Raw genomic sequence first — 20,830 nt, forward strand, 5'->3', positions numbered from 1 at the left:
GGGCATGGCCACAGTCGGGCGCCGTTCCGTGCGCCGGGGGTGCGTTGCGTGATGGATCGAAGAGGGTTCGTGACCGGGGTGCTTTCGCTCGGCCTTCCAGCCAGCGGGTGGGTCAGGCCGACAAGCCGACCGCGCATCGCCGCCCTTCTCGCGATCGACTTGCCTTCCGGCTTTAATGGCGTCCTCGCCTATGCCCGGGGCGGGCGGATCGAGGCGCTTCGACCCGTGGGTGTGGCCGATATCGAACGCGGTCTCCCCATCACGGCGGCGACGACGTTTCGCTGGGGATCGGCAACCAAATGGCTGGCGAGCGTCGCCGCGCTGCGTCTGGCGGAGAGGGGAAAGCTTCGGCTCGACGCTCCGATCGTCGACTATCTTCCCGCTTTCCGCCGCGACACAGGCAGTCGCGTAACGGTCCGGCACCTGCTTTCGAATACCAGCGGCGTCCCCGACCTGTTGAGCCGCCGGCTGGGAGCCGAGCCCGAGCTTCGCACATCGACCGCGACGGCCGCGCAAATCGTCGCGCGTTTCGGCGGCGGAGACCTGATGTTCGAGCCGGGCAAGGGCTGGGACTATGCGGCCCTCAACTGGGTCATGCTGGTCGCCATCCTGGAAACGGTCGGGCGGACCGACTTTGCGACCTTGCTTGGTTCGCTGGTGCTCCGGCCGGTCGGCATGACCGGAGCCCGGCTGGCGCAAATCGGACAAGCCGAGCTCCCGACCCTGGCGGTCGCCTATGATGCCGCGACCCCGCCGCGCCGAAAGGTATCGCCCGCGCCTGCTTTCATCGCCGCGAGCGGCAACATCGCCGGAACCGCCACCGATGCGGTTCGGGCGGCGCACGGGATCTTCCATGGCCGGCTGCTGCAGCCCCAGTCGCGGCGCCTCCTCACCCACGTCAACTGGTCGGCCGAAGACTATGCCCTTGGCGGACGCGTTCGCGCCCTCGGCGGTGAGCCCTGGGCATGGGAAGCCGGCAAGATGGGCGGATATCGCGCGCTCATCGCGCATCGCTTGAAGGAGAGCGAGACGATCGTCTTGTTCGCGACCGGCGATCAGGAGCAATCGGTGCTTTCCGGCTGGGCCGAGCGCATCATCCTGAGCTGAAACCAGCCACGCACATTCTTGCGCCAGGTTAGCGATTCGCCTTAAAAGACGGCTCGGCTCATAGGGGAATGAGCCGCTGAGGCTGGGGATGCGAAGATGCCTTACCGTCATGCTCACTGGTATATTCTGGCTCTGATCCCGCTGATCGGGCTCGCTTTCTGGCCCGGCTACTGGTCGGTCCTGGCGTCGACGACCTGGCAGTTCCACGCCCACGGCATCACCGCCTTTTCCTGGCTGCTCCTGCTGGCGGCGCAATGCTGGACGATCCAGCATGGCGACCGGGCGACGCATCGCCTCGCCGGCCTCGGCAGCCTGGCATTGTTCCCCCTGTTTCTTGCCGGCGGCGCGGGACTGTTCTTCGCCATGGCGGCGAAGATGAACGCGGGAAGCCCATTCCACGTCCTCTACGCGTCGCGCCTCGCCTGGGTCGACCTTTCCAGCGTCGCGATGATGGCATGGTTCTACTTTGAGGCACTGAAGCATCGCCGGAAGGTTCGGCTGCACTCGGCCTACATGCTCGCCACCACCATCGCCCTCCTGCCGCCGATCTTCGGACGGCTGAGCGGGATCCCCTTGGGCGTGACCGGGCCAGAAACCTTTGACCGCCTCTATCCGGGATTCATCGCCGGGCAGATGATCGCAGCCGCGGCGGCGCTGCTCGTCGCGCGCGGCCGGGGCCCCGACGGGCGTCCGTGGCTGTGGGCGGCCCTGCTGAGCACGCTCGGCGCGCTTGCCTTTGCGACCATTGGCGGCACCGCGCTTTGGCGGAACCTGTATTCCGCCATGGCCGATGTCCCGGCGGTGCCGATCATGGTCGCGGCGGCCGCGTTCGGCGTGCTGGTTTCCTGGTCGGGCTGGACCGCCGGCAAGCGCCCCAGCCCGAGCGGTGCGCTTCCCGCCTAGCCGAGGTTCTTCTTGAAGAAGCGCAGGGTCCGCTGCCAGCTCAGCTCGGCCGCGGCCTTGTCGTAACGCTCGGCGGAAGTGTCGTTGTGGAAGGCGTGGTTGACGCCATCGTAGAGCTGGAACGTGACCGGCTTGTTCGCCGCGCGAAGGGCCTCGACCCACGGGAAGCCGGTCTGGTTGACGCGGGTGTCGAGGCCGGCGAGCTGGATCAGTAGCGGGGCTTGGACCCTGGCCGCCTGGCTTGGGTCGGGCGCGGTGCCGTAATAGACCACCCCGGCGTCGAGGTCGGCACCGGCGTCGACCGCCAGCCGGTTCACATAGGCGCCGCCCCAGCAGAAGCCGACCGCACCGACCTTGCCGCCCCGGCTCGACTTGGCGAGCTCGCGCGCCATTGCGACGCCGGCCGCGCTGGCCGCGGCGAGGTCGAGCTTGCCGATCATCTCGCGCGCCTGGTCCTCATTGGCTGGGGTGCCGCCCAGCGGGGTCAGGAAGTCGGGGGCCACGGCGCGGTAGCCGGCCACGGCTGCGCGGCGCGCCACGTCCTTGATGTGCGCGTTGAGGCCGCGATTCTCGTGAATCACGATGACGGTCGGCTTGAGGCTGCGGCTGCGCGGTTCGGCGACATAGGCCTTGGTGCCGGCGATGGTCTGATCGCGGAGGGTGAGCCGGCTGTCGTTCTCGGGAACGATTGCAGCGGCGGCGGGCGAGGCGGCGATGCTTCCGATCAGCGCTTCGGCGGCAGCGGCGCTTCCGGCCAGCACCACCATCCGCGACATGAACTCGCGGCGGGGCATGCCCTCGTGGGTAAAGCGGTCGTAGAGTTCGATCGCGCGGGCCTTGAGGTCGTCGGTCATGCATCCTCCTCGTCACGCCGGGCGCAGCGCCCGGCGGCAGTCATCCCACCCGTAGGAGGACTTTGAGGGAAGGCGCATCCCGGCTCAAGGGCCGGGTTGGGCTCAACCTTGTGCCTTCATCGCTTCCGCGGCTTCGGCGTCCTTCCGCTTGCCACGGCGATAGGCCTCGCGGTCGGTGCAGCGGGCGACGTAGCTTGCGAAGGGTTCTTTCCGCTCAAGCCCGCCGAACATCATCATGAAGCCAAGTTCAGAGGCGACGTAGAGGTCTGCAGCGCTAAACTGCCCGGTGATATACTCGCGGCCTTCGAGCATCTTGGTCAGTGCCACAAACGTGTTGGCGTGATTGCCGAAGCCGAACAGCGCCTGCTTGTCGGGCGGGACCTCGAAATTGACTGCCTTGAGGCTGAAGGCCTGTTCCAGAGGGCCGGCAGCAAAGAACAGAAAGCGGTAATAATCGGCCCGGTCGGCGACCGGCGGCGCAAGGCCGGCTTCGGGGAAGGCATCGGCGAGATAGGCGCAGATCGCGGCCACCTCGGTCACGACCTTGTCGTCATGCTTGATCGCCGGAACCTTGCCCATCGGATTGACCGCCAGATACGGCTCAGCCTTCATCGTCCCGCCGTAGGTCAAATATTCCGTCTCGTACGGCACGCCGACCTCTTCCAGCATCCAGCGGACCATCTGCCCGCGCGACTGGGGGTTGGTGTAGAACGTGAGGTCGTTGCTCATCGGGACTCTCCCTGCCTGTGAACAAAGGCAGAACTAACGCGGCGGGGCAAAGGCCTCAAGCGCGATGACATGCGGTCCGGCCCTTCTTCACGGCGACGGCGACCCCATCTGTCTGCACTCATACAAGGAGTTCGGAATGACCGACGTCGCAAAGGCAGGCACCTATCGGCTGGGCGACCGCGAGGTGAAGCGGATGGGCTATGGCGCCATGCAGCTGGCCGGCCCGGGCGTGTTCGGTCCGCCGCGCGATCGCGACGAGGCGGTCGCCGTCCTGCGCGAGGCAGTGGCGAGCGGGGTCAATCACATCGACACCAGCGATTATTACGGCCCGTTCGTCACCAACGAGATCATCCGCGAGGCCCTGCATCCCTATCCCGACGATCTGGTGATCGTCACCAAGCTCGGCGCGCGGCGGGGCAAGGATGGGTCCTGGTTGCCGTGGAATCGGCCGGAAGACCTCGAACAGGGGGTTCGCGACAATCTGCAGCGGCTGGGCCTCGACGCCATGGAGGTGGTCAATCTGCGGATCATGGGCGATGGCCACGGCCCGTCCGAGGGCTCGATTGCCGATCAGGTCGAAGCGATGGCGCGGTTGCAGCGCGATGGCCTGGTGCGGCACATCGGGGTCAGCAACGTGACCGCGGCGCAGGTCGCCGAAGCGCGCGGGATCGTAGAGGTCGCCTGCGTCCAGAACATGTACAATCTGGTGCACCGCGAGGATGACGGCTTGGTCGACGAGCTGGCCGCGGCGGGCATTGCCTATGTGCCGTTCTTCCCGCTCGGTGGCTTCACCCCGCTGCAGTCGGACGACCTGTCGGCAATTGCCGGGGAGCTGGACGCGACGCCGATGCAGGTGGCGCTGGCCTGGCTACTCCAGCGCTCGCCCAACATTCTGCTCATCCCCGGCACCTCGTCGCGGGCGCACCTGCGCGAGAATCTGGCCGCGGCCGAGCTGCAGCTTTCGAGCGAGGTGCTGGGCCGGCTCGACGCGATCGCCCGATCGGCCGAGCCGGCCGAAGCCTAGCCCCGCTCGCCGGCCGCGGTGGTCGCCGCTGCGGGGGCGGGGCCGCCGCGCTCGGCACCGGAAGCGTCACGCGCGCCGCGGAATTCGCTGTCCTCGCTCCAGTTCGGCCAGGCGGTCGAATTGGCAAGGTTGCGGCCGACCGCGTGAAGGATCCGGGCGTCCTGGACCAGGCCGGTGAAGTCCCAGTTCGGGTCGAATTCGTCGGCCGGCTGGTGATAACGCTTGGCAGTGTAGTCATCGGCCAACGCCTTGGCCCGCGCCTTGCCGCCATTGACCAGGTCGCGCCCACCGTTCCAGCTGATGGCCGGCACGCCGCGCTTGGCGAAGGGGAAGTGGTCGGAACGGAAGAAGGAACCCGCTTCCGGCCGCTCGTCGGGCGAATAGGTGCGGTTCTGCTTGGCGGCCTCTGCCGTCAGCAGGTCGAGCAGCCCGAGCTTGGCCGAGCCCGAGATGGAGAAGTCGCGCGACGGACCATAAAGCGAACCGCCGTCAGTGTTGAGGACGCCGGCGGTCTTGCCCAAGGCGTAGAGCGGGTTGGAGACGTAATATTCAGTGCCGAGCAGGCCCTTCTCCTCGGCGGTGACGAACAGGAAGACGAGGCTGCGCTGGGTGCGCGGCTCGCGGGCGAACTGGCGGGCCTGCTCCAGCACATGAGCGGTGCCCGTCGCATTGTCGGCGGCGCCATTGTAGATGCGGTCGCCGCGCGCGTCGGGAAGGCCGACGCCGAGATGGTCCCAGTGGGCGGAGTAGATCACCGTCTCGTCCGGGCGGGTGGTGCCGGGCAGCAGGCCAACGACATTGTAGCTGGTGATGGTCTGGGCGGTGGCGGTGCCGCTAGCGTTGAGGCGGACGGGCAGCTCGACCGGCTTAAAGTCGCGGCGGCGGGCGGCGGCCTTGGCCTGCGCCAGCGTGGTGCCGGAAGCGGCGAAGATCTTTTCCGCCGTCGCCGAACTGATCCAGCTTTCCATCGCCGGATGCGCGGCTCCGGGTTGCTGCCGGACGACGTCGAACATGGTGTTGGTGTTGCTATTCTTGACCGTCGCCCAGCCGTAGGAGGCAGGCGCGTCCTCGTGGACGATCAGTACGCCGGCGGCGCCGAGCTTGGCGGCCTGTTCGTACTTGTAGGTCCAGCGGCCGTAATAGGTCATCGCCTTGCCGCCGAAGTCCGGGCCGCCGTCGGCCAGCGGGCCGTCGAAGTCGGGGTCGTTGATGAAGACGACGAGGATCTTGCCGCGCACGTCCATGCCCTTGAAGTCGTCCCACTGGCGCTCGGGCGCCTGGACGCCGTAGCCGGCGAACACCAGCGGCGCGTTGGCGAGCTGGAGCTGGCTCGCTCCGTTCAGCGGTGCGCGAACGGCGATGTCGGTACCCTGCGCAAGGCGGCCAGCAGCGGTGCCGCCCTGCAGCGTCACGACCGGGTCGGCGGTCCAGTTCGACTGCAGCAAGGGCACGCGCTGGGTATATTGGCGCTGGCCGTTCACCACGTCGCCGCCTGGCTGCACCCCGGCCGCCTTGAGCTGCTGGCTGAGGTAGGCGACGGTCTTGACCTCACCCGGCGTGGCCGGTCCGCGGCCTTCATAAGCGTCGGAACTGAGCGTCTTGATGTCCTGCGAAATGCGCGGGATCGAGAAGTTCTGCGCAGCGAGCGGGCTGGCGGCAAGCGTGGTGGCGGCGAGAAGCAGGGCGAAACGGGTCAAGTGCAACCTCCGGGGACGGCTAGAACGCCGACCTCATGCGCCTGCCCGCTCGCCCTGAAAAGCCCTTACTTGCGGGTTCGGTAGCGGTCGAACCAGGCGGTGATCGCCGATGCCCGGGCCGCGGCCTGGCTGGGCCGCCCGTCGAGGCTGTGCGAGGCGCCGGGCACCTTGACCAGCATCGCCGGGACGCCCTGTACGCGAAGCGCCGAATACCATTGCTCGGCCTCGGCATTGGGCGTGCGCAGATCGTCGCCGCCGACAATCACCAGGGTCGGGGTCTTGACCTTGCCGGCCAGACTGAGCGGCGAACGCTGCCAGTATTTTTCGGGCTGCTCCCACGGCTCGGCACCAAGCCAGTAGCGGCCGAAGAAGCCGACCCCGTCGGCGACCAGCGCCTGGCTGGTCCAGTTGATCACCGGCTTCTGCACCGCGGCCGCCTTGAAGCGGTTGGTGTGGCCGGTCATCCAGGCGGTCAGTAGCCCGCCGCCCGACCCGCCGGTGATGAACAAATTGTCGGGGTCGGCGAAGCCCGCCGCCACTGCAGCATCGATCGAGGCCATGAGGTCGGTCTCGTTGGGGGTCGGGTAGCTCTTCTCGATCCCGTCGGCGAAGGCTTCGCCATAGCCGGTCGATCCGCGCACGTTGGGGAACAGCACCGCATAGCCGGCGGCGGCGAACAGTTGATAGTCGGTCGAGAAATAGGGGCCGTAGCTGGTGTAGGGGCCGCCGTGGATCTCAAGGATGGTCGGGACCTTCTGGCCTTCCTGATAGCCCGCCGGAAGCAGGATCCAGCCTGGAACGGGCGTCCCGTCGGCAGCCTTGGCATCGAGCGTGCGGACCTCGCCGAGGCGCTTGCCCGACAGCCACAGGTCGTTGAGTGCGGTCAGCCGCCGGGCGCTGTTGCCGCGCGCGACGGAGATGTCGGTCGGACGGCTGGCCGAGCCGCTGGTGAACGCGATCGTGCCATCCCGCGCGACGCTCCACGCGCCGCCGGTGTAAGGGCGTCCGACCGCGGGCGCGGCAAGGTCGTGGGGCAGGGGGCTGACGGCGCCGGCGGTGCTGACCCGGGCGAGGCGGTAGTGACCTTTCTCTTCAAAGCCGATAACCAGCTGGTTGCCCGACCATTGGACGTTGTCGATCGACCGGTCGAACTCGGAGGCGATCCGCCGCATGTCCGATCCGTCGCGGTTCATCAGGTAGAGACCGGCCTGGTTGTAGGCCTGGCCGTCGTCTTCGAAGCCGAGAAAGGCGATGGTGCGGCCGTCGGGAGAGACTGAGGCGGAGCCTTCCGGGCCTTTGCGGCGGGTCAGTTCGGTGACCGCGCCGGTGCTGCTGTCGACCGCGAGGAGGTTGCTCTCGACCGGCTCACGTTCCCAGCTCGGGCTGCGATTGCCGCTGAGGATGATGCTGTCGCCCGCCCAGTCGAGTGGGCCGTTGAGGGGAACGCCCCCGCTGGTCAGTCGCCGCGGGGCGCCGCCGTCGGCGTCGATCACGAACAGCTGCTCGAAACCCGGGCGGACGTTGCCCGAGCCGTCGTTGCGATATTGCAGGCGGTCGATGACCTGCAGCGGCTCGGCCCAGGTCGCGCCTTCGGGCTTGGGCGGCGCCTTGCCGATGCTCGGCCCTTCGCCGGGCACCCGCATCAGATAGGCGATACGGCGGCCGTCGGACGACCAGGCGATGTCGGAGGGGCCATCGGGAAGGCCAGTGATGCGGGCTGCCTGGCCGCTGTCCAACCACTTCACGAAGAGTTGCGCGCCGGGACCCTCGGAGGTCGACACATAGGCCAGGCGGCGCCCGTCGGGCGACCAGCGCGGGCTGCTGTGGGCGCCGCTGCCCGCGACAAGCGGTTCCTGCCGGCCGGTCGCGGTGTCGATCAGCCAGATGCTCGGGCGATAGCGATCGCTCATCACGTCGGCGCTCATCCGGACGTAGGCGATGCGCTTGCCGTCCGGGCTGACCTGTGGGTCGGAGGCATAGCTGAGATTGAACAGGTCGCCGCCGGAGAAGACCGGGGACGGGGCTGGGGTCACTGCGGCGATCTGCGAGAGAGGTGGCGCCGGGGCCTGCGCCATGGCCGGAGCCGCCGAGGCGCTGCCCAGCAGCGCGCCCACCAGCATCATCATCGTCTTGCCCGTCATGCCCTGTCCCCCTGAGTGTCTGGCGGCAATCAATCATCTTTCCCGCGGCGGCGCCAGCCTCCGGTTGACTTGACGTCGTGCAGCGGCGTATTATGTAGGCAATACACCTCAAGGGGAGGATTTTTCATGCTCAGGATTGCCGCTCTCGCTCCGTTGCTTCTGCTAGCCGCTTGCGATGCGGAGGTCAGAAACCCGGCCGAAGGGGACGAAACCGTCCAGATGAAGGCCGACGCCGATGGCCGTGTCGCCTTCAACCTTCCGTTCGCCAAGGGTGAGATCAAGCTTCCCACCGGGGTGATGAGCAACGCCAATTTCGACATCGACGGGGTCAAGATGATGCCCGGCGCGACCCTCACCGGCTTCAATCTCGATGCCGGCAAGGACCAGCCCGGTAAGGTCAACTTCACCTTCACCGCGCCGGCGACTCCGCAGGAAGTGGCGACCTATTTCGTCGACCAGTTCAAGGCGCAGGGCGTGGAGGCGGCGATGGCCGCGGGCGCGCTGCAGGGCAAGACCAAGGATGGCGCCACCTTCCTGATGCGCTTCGCGCCGCAGGGCAGCGGCACCAGCGGCACCATCGAGCTCGACGCCAAGCAGTGATCCTTGCGGCGGCGGCGGCGGCGGCGCTGGCTTCGGCCTGCGCACCCGGTCCGGCCGACAAGGCGTGGATCCACGCTGCTACCGCGGCCTGGCGGTTGCAGCTTCGCCGTCTGCCGGAATTGACCCCGCCGGCGGATGTGACGGTGATCCTGTTCGACGCGAGGTGCCGACTGGAAAGCCGCCAAGCCCTGCAGCGCAACACCGCCGCACGCTGGACGGCCAGCCGTCACGATGGCCAGGTGCTGCTGGCCGACGGCACCCGCATCCCGGCAACGGTCACCAGCTTTGCCGGTGAGGGCAAGCAGGGAGGCCCGACCTTTGTCATGGCCTTGCCCAGCCTGTGGGCCGCGGGAAAGATTCCGGGCGGATCGCTCGGGCTCGATCGATTGACCAGGGCGGTGCTGCTCCACGAAGCGAGCCACGTCGCGCAGACGGCGCTGTTCGAGCGTCTGAGCAAGTTGCCGAAGGAAGAAGGGCTTCCCGAGGACTTTTCGGACGACAGCATCCAGCAGCAGTTCGAGGAGAATGTGGCCTTTTCCGCATCCGTCGAGGAGGAGACGAGGCTGCTGTTCGCGGCAGCGGCGGCGTCCGACGACAAGGCTGCTCGCGCGCTTGCAGGGCAGGCGCTCGCCAAGATGAAAGCGCGCCGGGCCCGCTGGTTCGTCGGTGAGGACCGGCGGCTCGGCAAGGCCGAGGATCTGTTCCTGTCGATGGAAGGCGCGGGTCAATATGTCGGCTATAGCTGGCTAATCGATCCCAAGGGCGGCGCACTGTCCACCGCCGAGGCGATGAGCGGCTTCGGTACGCGGTCCAAATGGTGGAGCCAGAAGCAGGGGCTCGCCCTAATCCTTGCAGTGGAACGGCTCGAACTTGCGGGTTGGCGTGAACAAGTGTGGAAGACGCCGCACCTGATCGGTGTCGAACTGCTCGAGGCCGCGGTGGCGCGCTCCAGGAATGCTTCCTAAAGAAAGGAGGCCAGAAGCACGCGGCTCCTGACCTCCTCCCATTTTCGACACTTCAGACTTACTCGGCTGCCGGGGTCTCCGGCTGCTCGCCCGTTTCCGGCTGAGCATTGGCCTCCGGCTGCGGCTGCGGCTGCGGCTGTTCCGCGACGCGGGCGCGGCGACCCTTGGCGCTCTTGGGCTTGGTGGCCTTGGCCGGTGCCGCAGGCGTGATCTCGAACACCGGGTTGTTGTCCTTCAGGCGGACCTTGACCTCGCCGCCGTGGACCAGCTTGCCGAACAACAGTTCCTCGGCCAGCGGCTGCTTGATCTTCTCCTGCACCAGGCGACCCATCGGACGCGCGCCATAGAGCTTGTCATAGCCCTTGGCGGTGAGCCACTCGCGAGCCTCGTCGTCGAGCTCGATGTGCACGCCGCGATCCGCCAGCTGAAGCTCCAGCTGCAAGATGAACTTGTCCACGACCCGGGCAACCACCGCGGGCGGCAGGTAACCGAACGGCACCACCGCATCGAGGCGGTTGCGGAATTCGGGCGTGAACATCTTGCGGATCGCGTCTTCCTGCACGTCCTCGCGGCTCATCGCCCCGAAGCCGATGCTCTCCCGCGCCATGTCCGACGCACCGGCATTGGTGGTCATGATAAGGATCGTGTTGCGGAAATCGACGGTCTTGCCGTGGTGATCGGTCAGCTTGCCGTTGTCCATCACCTGCAGAAGGATGTTGAACAGGTCCGGGTGCGCCTTCTCGATCTCGTCGAGCAGGAGCACGCTGTGCGGCTGCTGGTCGACCGCGTCGGTCAACAGGCCGCCCTGGTCATAGCCGACATAGCCCGGGGGCGCGCCGATCAGCCGGCTGACCGAGTGGCGCTCCATATATTCGGACATGTCGAAGCGCTGCAGCGGAATGCCGAGGATCGAGGCGAGCTGGCGCGCCACCTCGGTCTTGCCGACGCCGGTCGGCCCTGAGAACAGGTAATTGCCGATCGGCTTGTCGGGATCGCGCAGGCCCGCCCGGCTGAGCTTGATGGCCGAGGCCAGCCGCTCGACCGCCAGGTCCTGCCCGAATACGACGCGCTTCAAGTCCGCTTCCAGGTTCTGGAGCGTCTTCTTGTCGTCGGTGCTGACGCTCTTCGGTGGGATGCGCGCCATGGTCGCGACGACCTGTTCGACCTCCTTGGGCGTGATCACCTTCTTGCGCTTGCCCACCGGCACCAGCATCTGCATCGCGCCGACCTCGTCGATCACGTCGATCGCCTTGTCCGGCAGCTTGCGGTCGTGGATGTAACGCGCGCTGAGCTCAACCGCCGACTTGATCGCATCGGGGGTGTAGCGGACCTTGTGATGCTCCTCGAAGCTCGAGCGCAGGCCGGCGATGATCTTGATCGTGTCTTCGACCGTCGGCTCGTTGACGTCGATCTTCTGGAAGCGCCGGAGCAGCGCCCGGTCCTTCTCGAAGTGGTTGCGGAACTCCTTGTAGGTGGTCGACCCGATGCAGCGGATCGACCCGCCCGACAGTGCGGGCTTGAGGAGGTTGGACGCATCCATCGCCCCGCCGCTGGTCGCGCCTGCGCCAATCACCGTGTGGATCTCGTCGATGAACAGGATCGCGTGGGGCAGCTTCTCGAGCTCGGTCACGACCGACTTCAGCCGCTCTTCGAAATCGCCGCGGTAGCGGGTGCCGGCCAACAGCGCGCCCATGTCGAGCGAGTAGATCACCGCGGGCTTCAGCACCTCGGGCACGTCGCCCTCGATGATCTTGCGCGCGAGGCCTTCGGCGATGGCGGTCTTGCCGACGCCCGGATCGCCCACATAGAGCGGGTTGTTCTTGGACCGGCGGCAGAGGATCTGCACCGTACGGTCGACCTCGGCCATGCGCCCGATCAGCGGGTCGACCTTGCCGTTCTTGGCCTTTTCGTTGAGATCGACGGTGAACTGCTTGAGCGCGCTTTCCTTCTTGTCCGCGCCCGGCTTGTCCGACTTGGTTTCAGGCGTTTCGGTGCCGGCCGCGGGCTGGGCGCCTTCGGCATTCTCGCCCTTGCCGACGCCGTGGCTGATGTAGGTTACCGCATCCAGCCGGCTCATGTCCTGCTGCTGGAGGAAATAGACCGCATAGCTTTCCCGCTCGGAGAAGAGCGCCACAAGCACGTTGGCGCCGGTCACTTCGTCACGGCCCGAGCTTTGGACGTGCAGGATCGCGCGCTGAACCACGCGCTGGAACCCGCTGGTGGGGGTCGGATCGGTGCCGCTGTCGGCGACCAGCGCGCCAAGCTCTCCGTCCAGGTACTGCTTGACGGTGGCCTTGAGCTCATCGCGGTTCACGCCGCAGGCGGTCATCACCTTGGAAGCATGGCCATCGTCGATCAGCGCCATGAGCAGATGCTCAAGCGTGGCATATTCGTGACGACGGCGGCTCGCCTCCCCAAGCGCATTGTGCAGGGTTTGTTCGAGGTCGCGGGCGAAACTGGGCATTTGGGGGGGACTCCTTGGCCGGGGAGCGACAAAGCACCCGGCGTTCTTAACTTCTTATCTTGTGAGGCGTCGCGGCCGCTGCAAGGGCGGCCAAAAAGCTGCAGGTGCGGCGGCTATCGCTTGAACAGCGCATCGGCCGCGGAACGGTGACGGGAAACCGTATCCTTGTGCGAGCGGACCCGTTCGATCTCCGCCTCGAGGGCGAGGATACGGGCATCCAGCTCGTCGAAGCTGAGTGGGTCGAGGTCCTGGCGTGCAAGCAGCACCAGTGGATCCTCGGGGCGTGACGAGAAGAAATCATCGTCCATGCCCACAAGGTCGGAGCCGAGGTCCGACAAGTCAACACGCTGCGTGACTTCTTCGCCAAGATTTCGCTTTGCCGCGCCCGTTCAGCGACTATGGCTTAGCGAAACCCTAACGGAACGTGGACACTATGGACCTTCCGGACGTCATGACGGCCATCGAGATCAGCCAGCCGGGCGGCCCCGAGGTGCTGGTGCCAGTCACCCGCCCCGTGCCGATCCCGGCGGCGGGCGAGCTGCTGGTCCGGGTCGCCGCGGCCGGGGTCAATCGCCCGGACGTTCTCCAGCGCCGCGGCTTCTATCCGCCGCCGCCGGGTGCCAGCGACATCCCGGGACTGGAGATCGCCGGTACGGTCGTCGCGGCAGGCGAGGGTGCGACCCATCACATCGGCACCAGGGTGACCGCGCTGATCGCGGGTGGCGGCTATGCCGAATATGCAATCGCTCCCGCCGCCACCGCGCTGCCGGTGCCGGACGGGCTGAGCATGGCCGAGGCGGCGGCGCTGCCGGAAACGTTGTTCACCGTGTGGGTCAATTTGTTCGAACGCGGTTTTGCCAGCGAGGGGGACTGGGTGCTGGTCCACGGCGGCACCAGCGGCATCGGCACCATGGCGATCTCGCTGTGCCGGCTGCTCGGCGTCAAGGCGATCGTGACCTGCGGCAGCGACGAGAAATGCGCTGCGGCGCTCGGCCTGGGCGCTGCGGCGGCGGTCAATTACAAGACGCAGGACTTCGTCGAGGAAGTGAAGCGGCTGACCGGCGGGGCAGGGGCCAACGTCATCCTCGACATGGTCGGCGGCGACTATCTGCCGCGCAACCTTTCCTGCCTTGCCGACGATGGCCGCCACGTGTCGATCGCCACCCAGCGCGGAGTGACGGCCGAACTCAACATCCTCGACGTCATGCGTCGCCGACTGACCCTCACCGGATCGACGCTTCGGCCGCGCCCGATCGGCTTCAAGGGTCTGGTCGCCGAGGAATTACGCCGCGAAATCTGGCCCTTCGTCGACAGCGGCCAACTGCGCCCGGTGATGGACCGCACCTTTCCGCTGGCGCAAGCCGGGGCCGCGCACGCCCGGATGGAGTCGGGGGCCCACGTCGGCAAGATCGTGCTGCTGGCAAGCGAGGCCTGATCGTCCCGCCCGGCGGGAATTGGGACGCCAAAGCTTCGTCGATCGAATGGCTCCGAAGCGCGCCTTCATGGTAGATCGATTGTTAAGGATGTCGGTTTAGGTTCGGCATCATGAGTTACATGACGCGTATCACGGCCATCCAATCGACTGCTGGACCGGCGAGAGAATGGCTCAGGTTAGGGCTGCCGGCCCTGCTCGTCTTCGGCCTTCTCGTGGCGTTTCGACTGCCGCTCGCCTGGAGCGAAGGCCGCTTCCAGGACGAGGAAGCGACCGTGTTCCTTGCCTCTGCCTGGCATTTTCCGTCCGAGGCCCTGTTCCGGCCTTTCGGTGGCTATCTGAACCTTGCGGCCAATGCCTCCACGCTCGCGCTCGCGACCCTGGTCCGAAGCGGGACGCTGCCACTCGAATATGCCCCCTATTTCACGATGATCGTCGGGCTCCTGTCGCAGCTCGTGCCGGCCATCCTCATCATGAAGAGCAGGTCGCCGTGGCTCGCCGATCTGCGCGTGCGCCTGGTCGCCTTGCTGATCCTCGTGCTCATGCCGACGACCGAAGAGGTTTTCCTCAACGCGATGCACGTCCAGTTTCACCTGGCGCTGGCGGTCGGTCTGATTGCTGCACTCGAGGCCGGCAATGGTCGCCTTCGCAAAGTGTTCGAGGGATCGATCCTTTTCCTGGCCCCGCTCTGCGGTCCGGCCGCAATCGTCTTCCTTCCGCTCTTCGCCCTCCGCGGCCTCGTCGAACGTGACCGCAGGCGCTTCTGGCAGTTCGCAATCCTTGCAAGCGGTGCAGCGATCCAGATGCTGCTGTTCTACCATTCGACGCCGCTGCGAGGCGTGCCGTTCGACCCGCTCAATCTGGCCGCAGCAATGTTCATCCGGCTCCCGGTATTGCTGTTCAGTGGTTTGACCGGCGCCGATTTCTTCGGGTTCGCCGCAGCGGTTGGCCTGGTCAAGGGCGGTCCCAATCTGTGGGTGCTCGGGACGCTGTCGGTGTTCGTCTTCGCCGCACTGTTCGCGGCCACTCTAAAGGCACGAGACGATGCCTTTTGGCTGTTTGCCGCAGCGGTCGGGGTTGCCTCCGTCAGCCTCGGCTTCGGGATCGTCACCGGCGCCGCCTTCGCTCCCTTTTTCGCCCTTGCGGGGCCGCGCTACAATTACATTCCGCTGGTGATGCTTTCGCTCTGCTTCCTTTGCCTCGCAACCCGTGCCGATGCAGCCGAGCGGCGAACCCCGCGCATGCTGGTGGGTCTGCTGCTGTTCGTCGGCGTCGTGCACTATCTCAGGCCGACCGACATCTATGCCGAAGGCCCGAGCTGGCGGAAGGAAGTGGCGGCGTGGCGAGCCGACCCCCAGCATCTCCTGCTGGTCTGGCCCGAATGGAAGACCGACCTCTCCCCTCGGGCGATCCGATGCGATCAGTCCTTCAAGCCCACCGACTATATTCCGCGTTACTGCGAGCAAGGCTGGCTGACGTCTTTCGGGGTGTGGTTCGGTCCCAAGCTCGACGCGAAGAACTGATCGGCGATCTTGCCGACGCCCCCCTTTCGTTCTAAGTAGTAATGCATACGCGGCCGCTCCTCATCGGGGCGGCCCTTTTTGTGTCCGGAGACTAACCATGGCCCAAGCCCCGCAGGCAACCCAGGCAACCCAGGCAACCCCGCTCATGCCGCATGCGACCGCCGCCTGGCTGGTCGACAACAGCAGCCTGACCTTTGAGCAGATCGCTGAATTCTGCGGCCTCCACATCCTCGAGGTTCAGGCCATCGCCGACGATACGGCAGCGACCAAGCTGACCGGCCGCGATCCGCTGCGTTCGGGCGAGCTGACGCATGAGGAGATCGAGCGCGGCCAGGCCGACCCGAACTACAGCCTCAAGATGTTCAAGGCGCCCGAGCAGGTCACCCGCACCAAGGGTCCGCGCTACACGCCGGTGTCGAAGCGCCAGGACAAGCCGGACGGAATCGCCTGGATCATCAAGAACCATCCGGAAGTGTCTGACGGGATGATCGGCAAGCTGATCGGGACCACCCGCACCACCATCGCCGCGATCCGCGACCGCAGCCACTGGAACATCGCCAACATCCAGCCCAAGGACCCGGTTACCCTCGGCCTGACCTCGCAGCGCGAACTGGATGCGGCGGTTGCCAAGGCGCAAAAGGCCGCCGGCATCGAGCAGGTCGACGACGGCCGTCTCGACACCGATCGCGCCAGCCTGATCGAACAGCTGCGGGCCGAGCGCGAACAGCATGTCCGCGACGCGGAAGCCGCCGCCCTCGACGCCCAGCGCGACGAGCATGGCCTGGCCCCGGGCGAGATCGTGCCCGGCATCGCGGATCCGTTCCGCAAGTAAGGGCTTGCTGCGGCTTGCTTCTGGGGAGGGGCAAGCTAATCCCTCCCTTATGGCCACTGCTCCCGAAACCCTGTCGTTCGAAGCCGCCCTGGCGCGGCTCGAGGACATCGTCCGCCTGCTGGAACGCGGCGAAGCGCCGCTCGACCAGTCGATCGACCTCTACCAGGAGGGCGACCGGCTGAAGCGCTTGTGCGAGGAACGGCTGAAGTCGGCCCAGGCGCGGATCGACGCCATCGCGCTCGGGCCCGATGGGCAGCCGGCCGGTACCCGCCCGTTCGAGGCGCAATGATGGAAGCCGCTGCCGAGGATACCGACCTGCTCGGCGAAGCGCGCCGGATCGCGGCCGGGGTCGACCGCCTGTTCGAGGATGCGCTGGCCGACCGCTGCGACGGCCGCGACCGACTGTGCCAGGCGATGCGTCACGCGGGCATCGGCGGCGGCAAACGGCTTCGCCCGCTCCTGACGGTGGCCGCCGCGCGATTGTTCGGGATCGACGAGGATCGCGCGCTTCGGGCTGGCTCCGCGATCGAGGCGATCCACGTCTACAGCCTGATCCACGACGACCTTCCCTGCATGGACGACGACGACCTGCGCCGCGGCAAGCCCACGGTGCACAAGGCGTTCGACGAGGCCACTGCGGTGCTGGCCGGCGACTGCTTCCATGCGCTCGCCTTCGAACTGCTCGCCGACGATGCCACGCACGAGGATCCGTTCGTCCGCTCCGAGCTGGTGGTCGAGCTGGCCAAGGCGTCGGGCATCGACGGGATGGGCGGGGGACAGGCGATGGACCTCGCCGCCGAGGGCCAGTTCCTCGACCTGCCGGCCATCACCCGGCTGCAACAGCTCAAGACCGGCGCACTGATCGAATATGCGGTGGAGGCAGCGGTCATCATGGGCCGTGTCGCCGAAGATGGCCGTGCGCCCTATCGCGGTTATGCCCGCAATGTCGGGCTCGCCTTCCAGATCGCCGACGACCTCCTCGACCATGAAGGCGACGAGAGCGCGGCGGGCAAGAAGCTGAACAAGGATGCCGATGCCGGCAAGGCCACATTCGTGTCGCTGCTCGGCCCCGACCGCGCGCGGCTGCAGGCCGAAATGCTGGTCACCCAGGCGATCGAGCATCTGCACGGTCACGGCGAGGAAGCGGACTTGCTCCGCGCCATCGCCCGCTATGCGGTGGAGCGCGACCGGTGAGCCGCACCGCCGTTTATCCGGGCACGTTCGACCCCATCACGCTCGGCCACCTCGACATCATCCAGCGCGGCGCGCGGATGTGCGACAAGCTGGTGATCGGGGTCACGACCAATCCCTCCAAGCAGCCGATGTTCACCGTCGAGGAGCGGATGGCGATGGTCGAGCGGGAAGTCGCCGACCTGCCCAACGTGTCGGTCACCCAGTTCGACAGCCTGCTGATGGATTTCGCGGAGGTCGAAGGCGCGGCGATGATCCTGCGCGGGCTGCGCGCGGTGGCCGATTTCGAATACGAATATCAGATGGCCGGGATGAACCAGCAGCTGAATGACCGGATCGAAACGGTCTTCCTGATGGCCGACGTCTCGCTTCAGCCGATCGCGTCAAGGCTGGTGAAAGAAATCGCCCGTTATGGCGGCGATATCAACAAGTTCGTCACGCCAGCCGTGGCCGCCGACGTGGCCGCCCGGATCGGGCACAAGGGGAAGAAATGAAGCTCACTTTCGCGTTGCCGCTGCTGGCGCTGCTTTCCACTCCGGCGTTTGCCCAGGCTCCGGCCGCGACGCCCGCGCCGCTGCCGATCAATGCCCCGGCCAACGTCGCCGCCGATCTTTCCAACCGGTGGTCGATCGAGCTTTCGAACGGCGGCACGGTGGTCGTCCAGCTTCGTCCCGACGCCGCCCCGCTGGCGGTGGAGCGGATCAAGACGCTGACCCGGCAGGGCTTCTACAACGGCCTGCTGTTCCACCGCGTGATCCCCGGCTTCATGGCGCAGGGCGGCGACCCAAAGGGCGACGGTACCGGCGGCAGCGAGCTTCCCGATGTGAAGGCCGAGTTCAACGCGCTGCCGCACCTGCGCGGCTCCGTCGCGGCCGCCCGCGCGGCGAGCCCTGACAGCGCCAACAGCCAGTTCTACATAATGTTCGTGCCGCGCATCTCGCTCGACGGGAAATATACCGTCTTCGGCCGCGTGGTGTCGGGCATGAACTTCGTCGACCAGATCGCGCCGGGCGAGCCGCCGGCCGAACCGACCCGAATCGTCCGCGCCACGCTCGGCGGCTAGGTCGCCGGCTTCCCCGCGGGGAGGTTGGCCAGTAGGGGCGGGGCCATGAAGGTGGACCTGTTCGACTTCGACCTCCCCGAGGAGAATATCGCGCTGCGCCCGGCCCGGCCGCGCGACAGCTCGCGCCTGCTGCTGGTCGACGGCGAGCGGCTGGAAGATCGCGCCGTCCGCGACCTGCCCGACCTGCTTCGGCGCGGCGACGTCCTCGTCTTCAACGATACCAAGGTGATCCCGGCGCAGCTCGAAGGCCGGCGCGGTGAAGCATCCATCGGCGCGACGCTGCACAAGCGTCACGACCTGCGTGCCTGGTGGGCGTTTGTCCGCAACGCACGGCGGGTGCGGGTCGGCGACACGGTGACGTTCGGCGGCGGGGTGGAGGCCGTGTGCGAGGAGAAGGGCAGCGACGGCGCCCTCCTGCTACGCTTCGCCGGAGAGGAGCCGGTCGAACTGCTGCTGACCCGTGCGGGCACCATGCCGCTGCCACCCTACATCGCATCCAAGCGTGCGATCGATGCCGACGATGCGGAAGATTACCAGACCATGTTCGCGGCGCGCGAGGGCGCGGTGGCGGCGCCGACCGCGTCGCTTCACTTCACCCCGCGCCTGCTTGCCGCGCTCGATGCCGCGGGGATCGCCCGCGAAACGCTGACCCTGCACGTCGGTGCCGGCACCTTCCTGCCGGTGAAGGCGGAGGATACGGCCGATCACCGGATGCACGCCGAATGGGGCCGCATCGACGCCGCGACAGCCGATCGCCTCAATGCGGTGCGCGCGGCCGGTGGCCGGATCATTGCCGTCGGCACCACCGTCCTGCGCCTCATCGAGAGCGCTGCGGGAGAGGACGGGCTGGTCCGACCGTTCGAAGGGGATACTGCGATCTTCATCACGCCCGGCTATCGTTGGAAAGCGGTCGGCGGGCTGATGACCAACTTCCACCTGCCCAAGTCGACCCTGTTCATGCTGGTCAGCGCGCTGATGGGCCTCGAAACCATGCAGCGCGCCTACGCCCACGCGATCGCCGGAGGGTATCGCTTCTACAGCTATGGCGATTCGAGCCTGCTCCTGCCGCAAGGCTGAGCGTCAGGGGCAGAGCACGCTTTCGACGATTGTCGCCGCCTGCGCCGTGCCGCCGGCGTTGGCGAGGGCCGAGGCGACCTTGCCGCAGCGGTCGTGCATCGGATCGTCGGCGACCAGCCGCTTGATCTGCGCGGCCAGCGCGCCCGGCCGGCGCAGGCTGGCCAATTCTTCGCCCAGCCCATGATGGCGGACCCGAGCGAGGTTGCCGGGCTGGTCGAACCCAACTGGCCGCACCAACAGCGGCACCCCGCAGGCCAGCGCATCCAGAACCGTGTTGCTGCCGCCGTGCGTGATGACCAGCGCGGCACCCTTCATCACACTGCGATAGGGCAGGAAGTCAGCGGCGTGGTGGACGTCGAGGCTTGCCGCTTCCGTGTCGCTCAGCCGCCCGCCATGCGCCAGCACCAGCGCGGTCCCGGCTTCGCGGCATGCCCTGGCGAGCGCTCGCCACAGCTTGAGGTCGCCGCCGAGCAGGGTGCCCATGGTGGCGAAGACCAAGGGCTTGTCGGGCCTGGCGAAGGGGAGCGGACGGTCGGCGAGTTCCTCGGCGCGGCGCAACGGCCCGACCGGCACGAAGGGCAGGGGCCGTGGGCGCGGCAGGTCGAATTCCGGCACTATTTGCGCGATCTGCACCGGGCCGAGGCAATCCTGCAGGCTGCCATGAGGCCCGATTCTGAACCGCTCGGCCCAGCCGGCGATCACCTGGTTCTGCCTGCGGCTGAGCGCGCTCGCGATGGTCGCGGTGCGTCGATGCTTGCCCTCGGCGGAAGGCTCGAATGGCCAGTCGAGGAAGGGCAGGGGAACACCCGGCGCCGGGTCGATCGGGACCGCGCAGGCAAGCCCGATGAAGGGCAGGCCAAGCGCCTTTGCAAGGAGAAAGCCGGCAGGCTCCATCTGGTCGCCGACCACTGCATCGGCCCCGAGCGCGGCGAGCCGTTCGCGGCCGCCCTCGCAATATTGATCGGTAAGCGCCGCGCTGTCGGCGATGGTCCGCAAGGTCGCCACCAGCCCGCCCGGCTTCTCCGCCGCGGCTAGCACCCGTCCGATCGCGGGATCGCCGGGGCGCGCGGGGACATGGTGGATGGGGATGTCGCCGGTTGCCCCCGTCGCACCGGCATTGAGCAGGAAGAAGGGCTCGTGTCCTCGCTCGCGCAGCACCTCACCGAGCGCGCGAAAGCTCGCCAGATGCGCCGCGAACGGCGGGCAGAGAAAGGCGATGCGCGCCAAA

At 67.2% G+C, this 20,830-nt stretch carries 19 protein-coding genes and 1 pseudogene; 13 read left to right on the plus strand and 7 right to left on the minus strand.

All coding sequences use genetic code 11. The annotated features are described in order from the left end of the window. Positions 1–69: 69 nt before the first annotated feature. Both GGQ97_RS09300 and GGQ97_RS09305 read left to right on the plus strand, forming a co-directional pair. On the plus strand, positions 70–1,107 hold the full coding sequence (locus GGQ97_RS09300) for a serine hydrolase (protein WP_168069000.1): 1,038 nt from the start codon (positions 70–72) through the stop codon (positions 1,105–1,107). 96 nt (positions 1,108–1,203) lie between these two features. Further along, positions 1,204–2,010 (plus strand): hypothetical protein, encoded by an 807-nt coding sequence (locus tag GGQ97_RS09305; RefSeq protein ID WP_168069002.1) that lies wholly within the window; start codon positions 1,204–1,206, stop codon positions 2,008–2,010. On the opposite strand, the gene GGQ97_RS09310 is transcribed toward GGQ97_RS09305, so the two are convergent. Both GGQ97_RS09310 and GGQ97_RS09315 read right to left on the minus strand, forming a co-directional pair. Continuing rightward, positions 2,007–2,864 carry a dienelactone hydrolase family protein gene (locus GGQ97_RS09310; protein ID WP_168069004.1) on the minus strand — a complete coding sequence of 286 codons (858 nt, stop codon included), beginning with the start codon at positions 2,862–2,864 and terminating at the stop codon, positions 2,007–2,009. The genes GGQ97_RS09305 and GGQ97_RS09310 overlap by 4 nt on opposite strands. 102 nt (positions 2,865–2,966) lie before the next feature. Further along, positions 2,967–3,593: a glutathione S-transferase family protein gene (locus GGQ97_RS09315; protein WP_168069006.1), complete on the minus strand. Its 627-nt coding sequence runs from the start codon at positions 3,591–3,593 to the stop codon at positions 2,967–2,969. Between the two features lie 136 nt (positions 3,594–3,729). On the opposite strand from GGQ97_RS09315, the gene GGQ97_RS09320 reads away from it, so the two are divergent. Then, entirely contained in the window at positions 3,730–4,617 is an 888-nt protein-coding gene (locus tag GGQ97_RS09320; protein ID WP_168069008.1) for an aldo/keto reductase family oxidoreductase, read from the plus strand. Here GGQ97_RS09320 and GGQ97_RS09325 read toward each other — a convergent pair. Next, positions 4,614–6,314, minus strand: coding sequence for a M28 family metallopeptidase (locus tag GGQ97_RS09325; protein ID WP_168069010.1), 1,701 nt, complete (start codon positions 6,312–6,314; stop codon positions 4,614–4,616). The genes GGQ97_RS09320 and GGQ97_RS09325 overlap by 4 nt on opposite strands. Positions 6,315–6,379: 65 nt before the next feature. Beyond that, complete coding sequence (locus GGQ97_RS09330; protein ID WP_168069012.1) at positions 6,380–8,455, minus strand: S9 family peptidase; 2,076 nt, start codon at positions 8,453–8,455, stop codon at positions 6,380–6,382. 126 nt (positions 8,456–8,581) lie between these two features. Between GGQ97_RS09330 and GGQ97_RS09335 the strand changes: the two genes are divergently transcribed. Then, the gene (locus tag GGQ97_RS09335; protein WP_168069014.1) at positions 8,582–9,055 is read left to right on the plus strand and encodes a hypothetical protein; all 474 of its coding nucleotides are present in this window, start codon (positions 8,582–8,584) and stop codon (positions 9,053–9,055) included. Beyond that, entirely contained in the window at positions 9,052–10,020 is a 969-nt protein-coding gene (locus tag GGQ97_RS09340) for a hypothetical protein (RefSeq protein WP_168069016.1), read from the plus strand. The genes GGQ97_RS09335 and GGQ97_RS09340 overlap by 4 nt, the downstream gene beginning before the upstream one ends. A gap of 58 nt (positions 10,021–10,078) precedes the next feature. Here the strand turns inward: GGQ97_RS09340 and clpA are convergent, their stop codons facing one another. Together clpA and GGQ97_RS09350 are read right to left on the minus strand one after the other, a co-directional pair. Then, positions 10,079–12,484, minus strand: a complete 2,406-nt coding sequence (gene clpA, locus GGQ97_RS09345) for an ATP-dependent Clp protease ATP-binding subunit ClpA (RefSeq protein ID WP_168069018.1) — start codon at positions 12,482–12,484, stop codon at positions 10,079–10,081. A 113-nt stretch (positions 12,485–12,597) separates the two neighbouring features. Further along, positions 12,598–12,822 carry a DUF1192 domain-containing protein gene (locus GGQ97_RS09350; protein ID WP_425338717.1) on the minus strand — a complete coding sequence of 75 codons (225 nt, stop codon included), beginning with the start codon at positions 12,820–12,822 and terminating at the stop codon, positions 12,598–12,600. 95 nt (positions 12,823–12,917) lie between these two features. Here GGQ97_RS09350 and GGQ97_RS09355 point away from each other — a divergent pair, with 95 nt between their 5' ends. The 8 genes and pseudogenes from GGQ97_RS09355 (at position 12,918) to queA (ending at position 19,602) form a co-directional block, all read left to right on the plus strand. Beyond that, a complete protein-coding gene (locus tag GGQ97_RS09355; RefSeq protein ID WP_245197927.1) occupies positions 12,918–13,919 on the plus strand; it encodes an NAD(P)H-quinone oxidoreductase in 1,002 nt (333 codons plus the stop codon). 119 nt (positions 13,920–14,038) lie between these two features. After that, positions 14,039–15,439: a hypothetical protein gene (locus tag GGQ97_RS09360; RefSeq protein WP_168069020.1), complete on the plus strand. Its 1,401-nt coding sequence runs from the start codon at positions 14,039–14,041 to the stop codon at positions 15,437–15,439. Positions 15,440–15,584: 145 nt separating this feature from the next. Then, positions 15,585–16,271 (plus strand): DUF1013 domain-containing protein, encoded by a 687-nt coding sequence (locus tag GGQ97_RS09365; protein ID WP_209022828.1) that lies wholly within the window; start codon positions 15,585–15,587, stop codon positions 16,269–16,271. Positions 16,272–16,320: 49 nt separating this feature from the next. Continuing rightward, positions 16,321–16,560: an exodeoxyribonuclease VII small subunit gene (locus tag GGQ97_RS09370; protein ID WP_168069024.1), complete on the plus strand. Its 240-nt coding sequence runs from the start codon at positions 16,321–16,323 to the stop codon at positions 16,558–16,560. Beyond that, a complete protein-coding gene (locus tag GGQ97_RS09375) occupies positions 16,560–17,465 on the plus strand; it encodes a polyprenyl synthetase family protein (RefSeq protein ID WP_245197928.1) in 906 nt (301 codons plus the stop codon). The genes GGQ97_RS09370 and GGQ97_RS09375 overlap by 1 nt, the downstream gene beginning before the upstream one ends. Further along, complete coding sequence (coaD, locus tag GGQ97_RS09380; RefSeq protein WP_168069028.1) at positions 17,462–17,956, plus strand: pantetheine-phosphate adenylyltransferase; 495 nt, start codon at positions 17,462–17,464, stop codon at positions 17,954–17,956. Before GGQ97_RS09375 ends, coaD begins: the two co-directional genes overlap by 4 nt. Beyond that, positions 17,953–18,516, plus strand: a pseudogene (locus tag GGQ97_RS09385) (peptidylprolyl isomerase); the annotation flags it as partial. The gene coaD and the pseudogene GGQ97_RS09385, both read left to right, overlap by 4 nt. 54 nt (positions 18,517–18,570) lie before the next feature. Further along, complete coding sequence (gene queA, locus GGQ97_RS09390; protein ID WP_168069032.1) at positions 18,571–19,602, plus strand: tRNA preQ1(34) S-adenosylmethionine ribosyltransferase-isomerase QueA; 1,032 nt, start codon at positions 18,571–18,573, stop codon at positions 19,600–19,602. Positions 19,603–19,605: 3 nt separating this feature from the next. Here queA and GGQ97_RS09395 read toward each other — a convergent pair whose 3' ends face one another. Continuing rightward, positions 19,606–20,829, minus strand: a complete 1,224-nt coding sequence (locus GGQ97_RS09395; protein WP_168069034.1) for a glycosyltransferase — start codon at positions 20,827–20,829, stop codon at positions 19,606–19,608. Between the last annotated feature and the right edge of the window lies 1 nt (position 20,830).

It is taken from the genome of Sphingomonas kaistensis (assembly GCF_011927725.1).
In the GTDB taxonomy this organism is placed as follows: domain Bacteria; phylum Pseudomonadota; class Alphaproteobacteria; order Sphingomonadales; family Sphingomonadaceae; genus Sphingomicrobium; species Sphingomicrobium kaistense.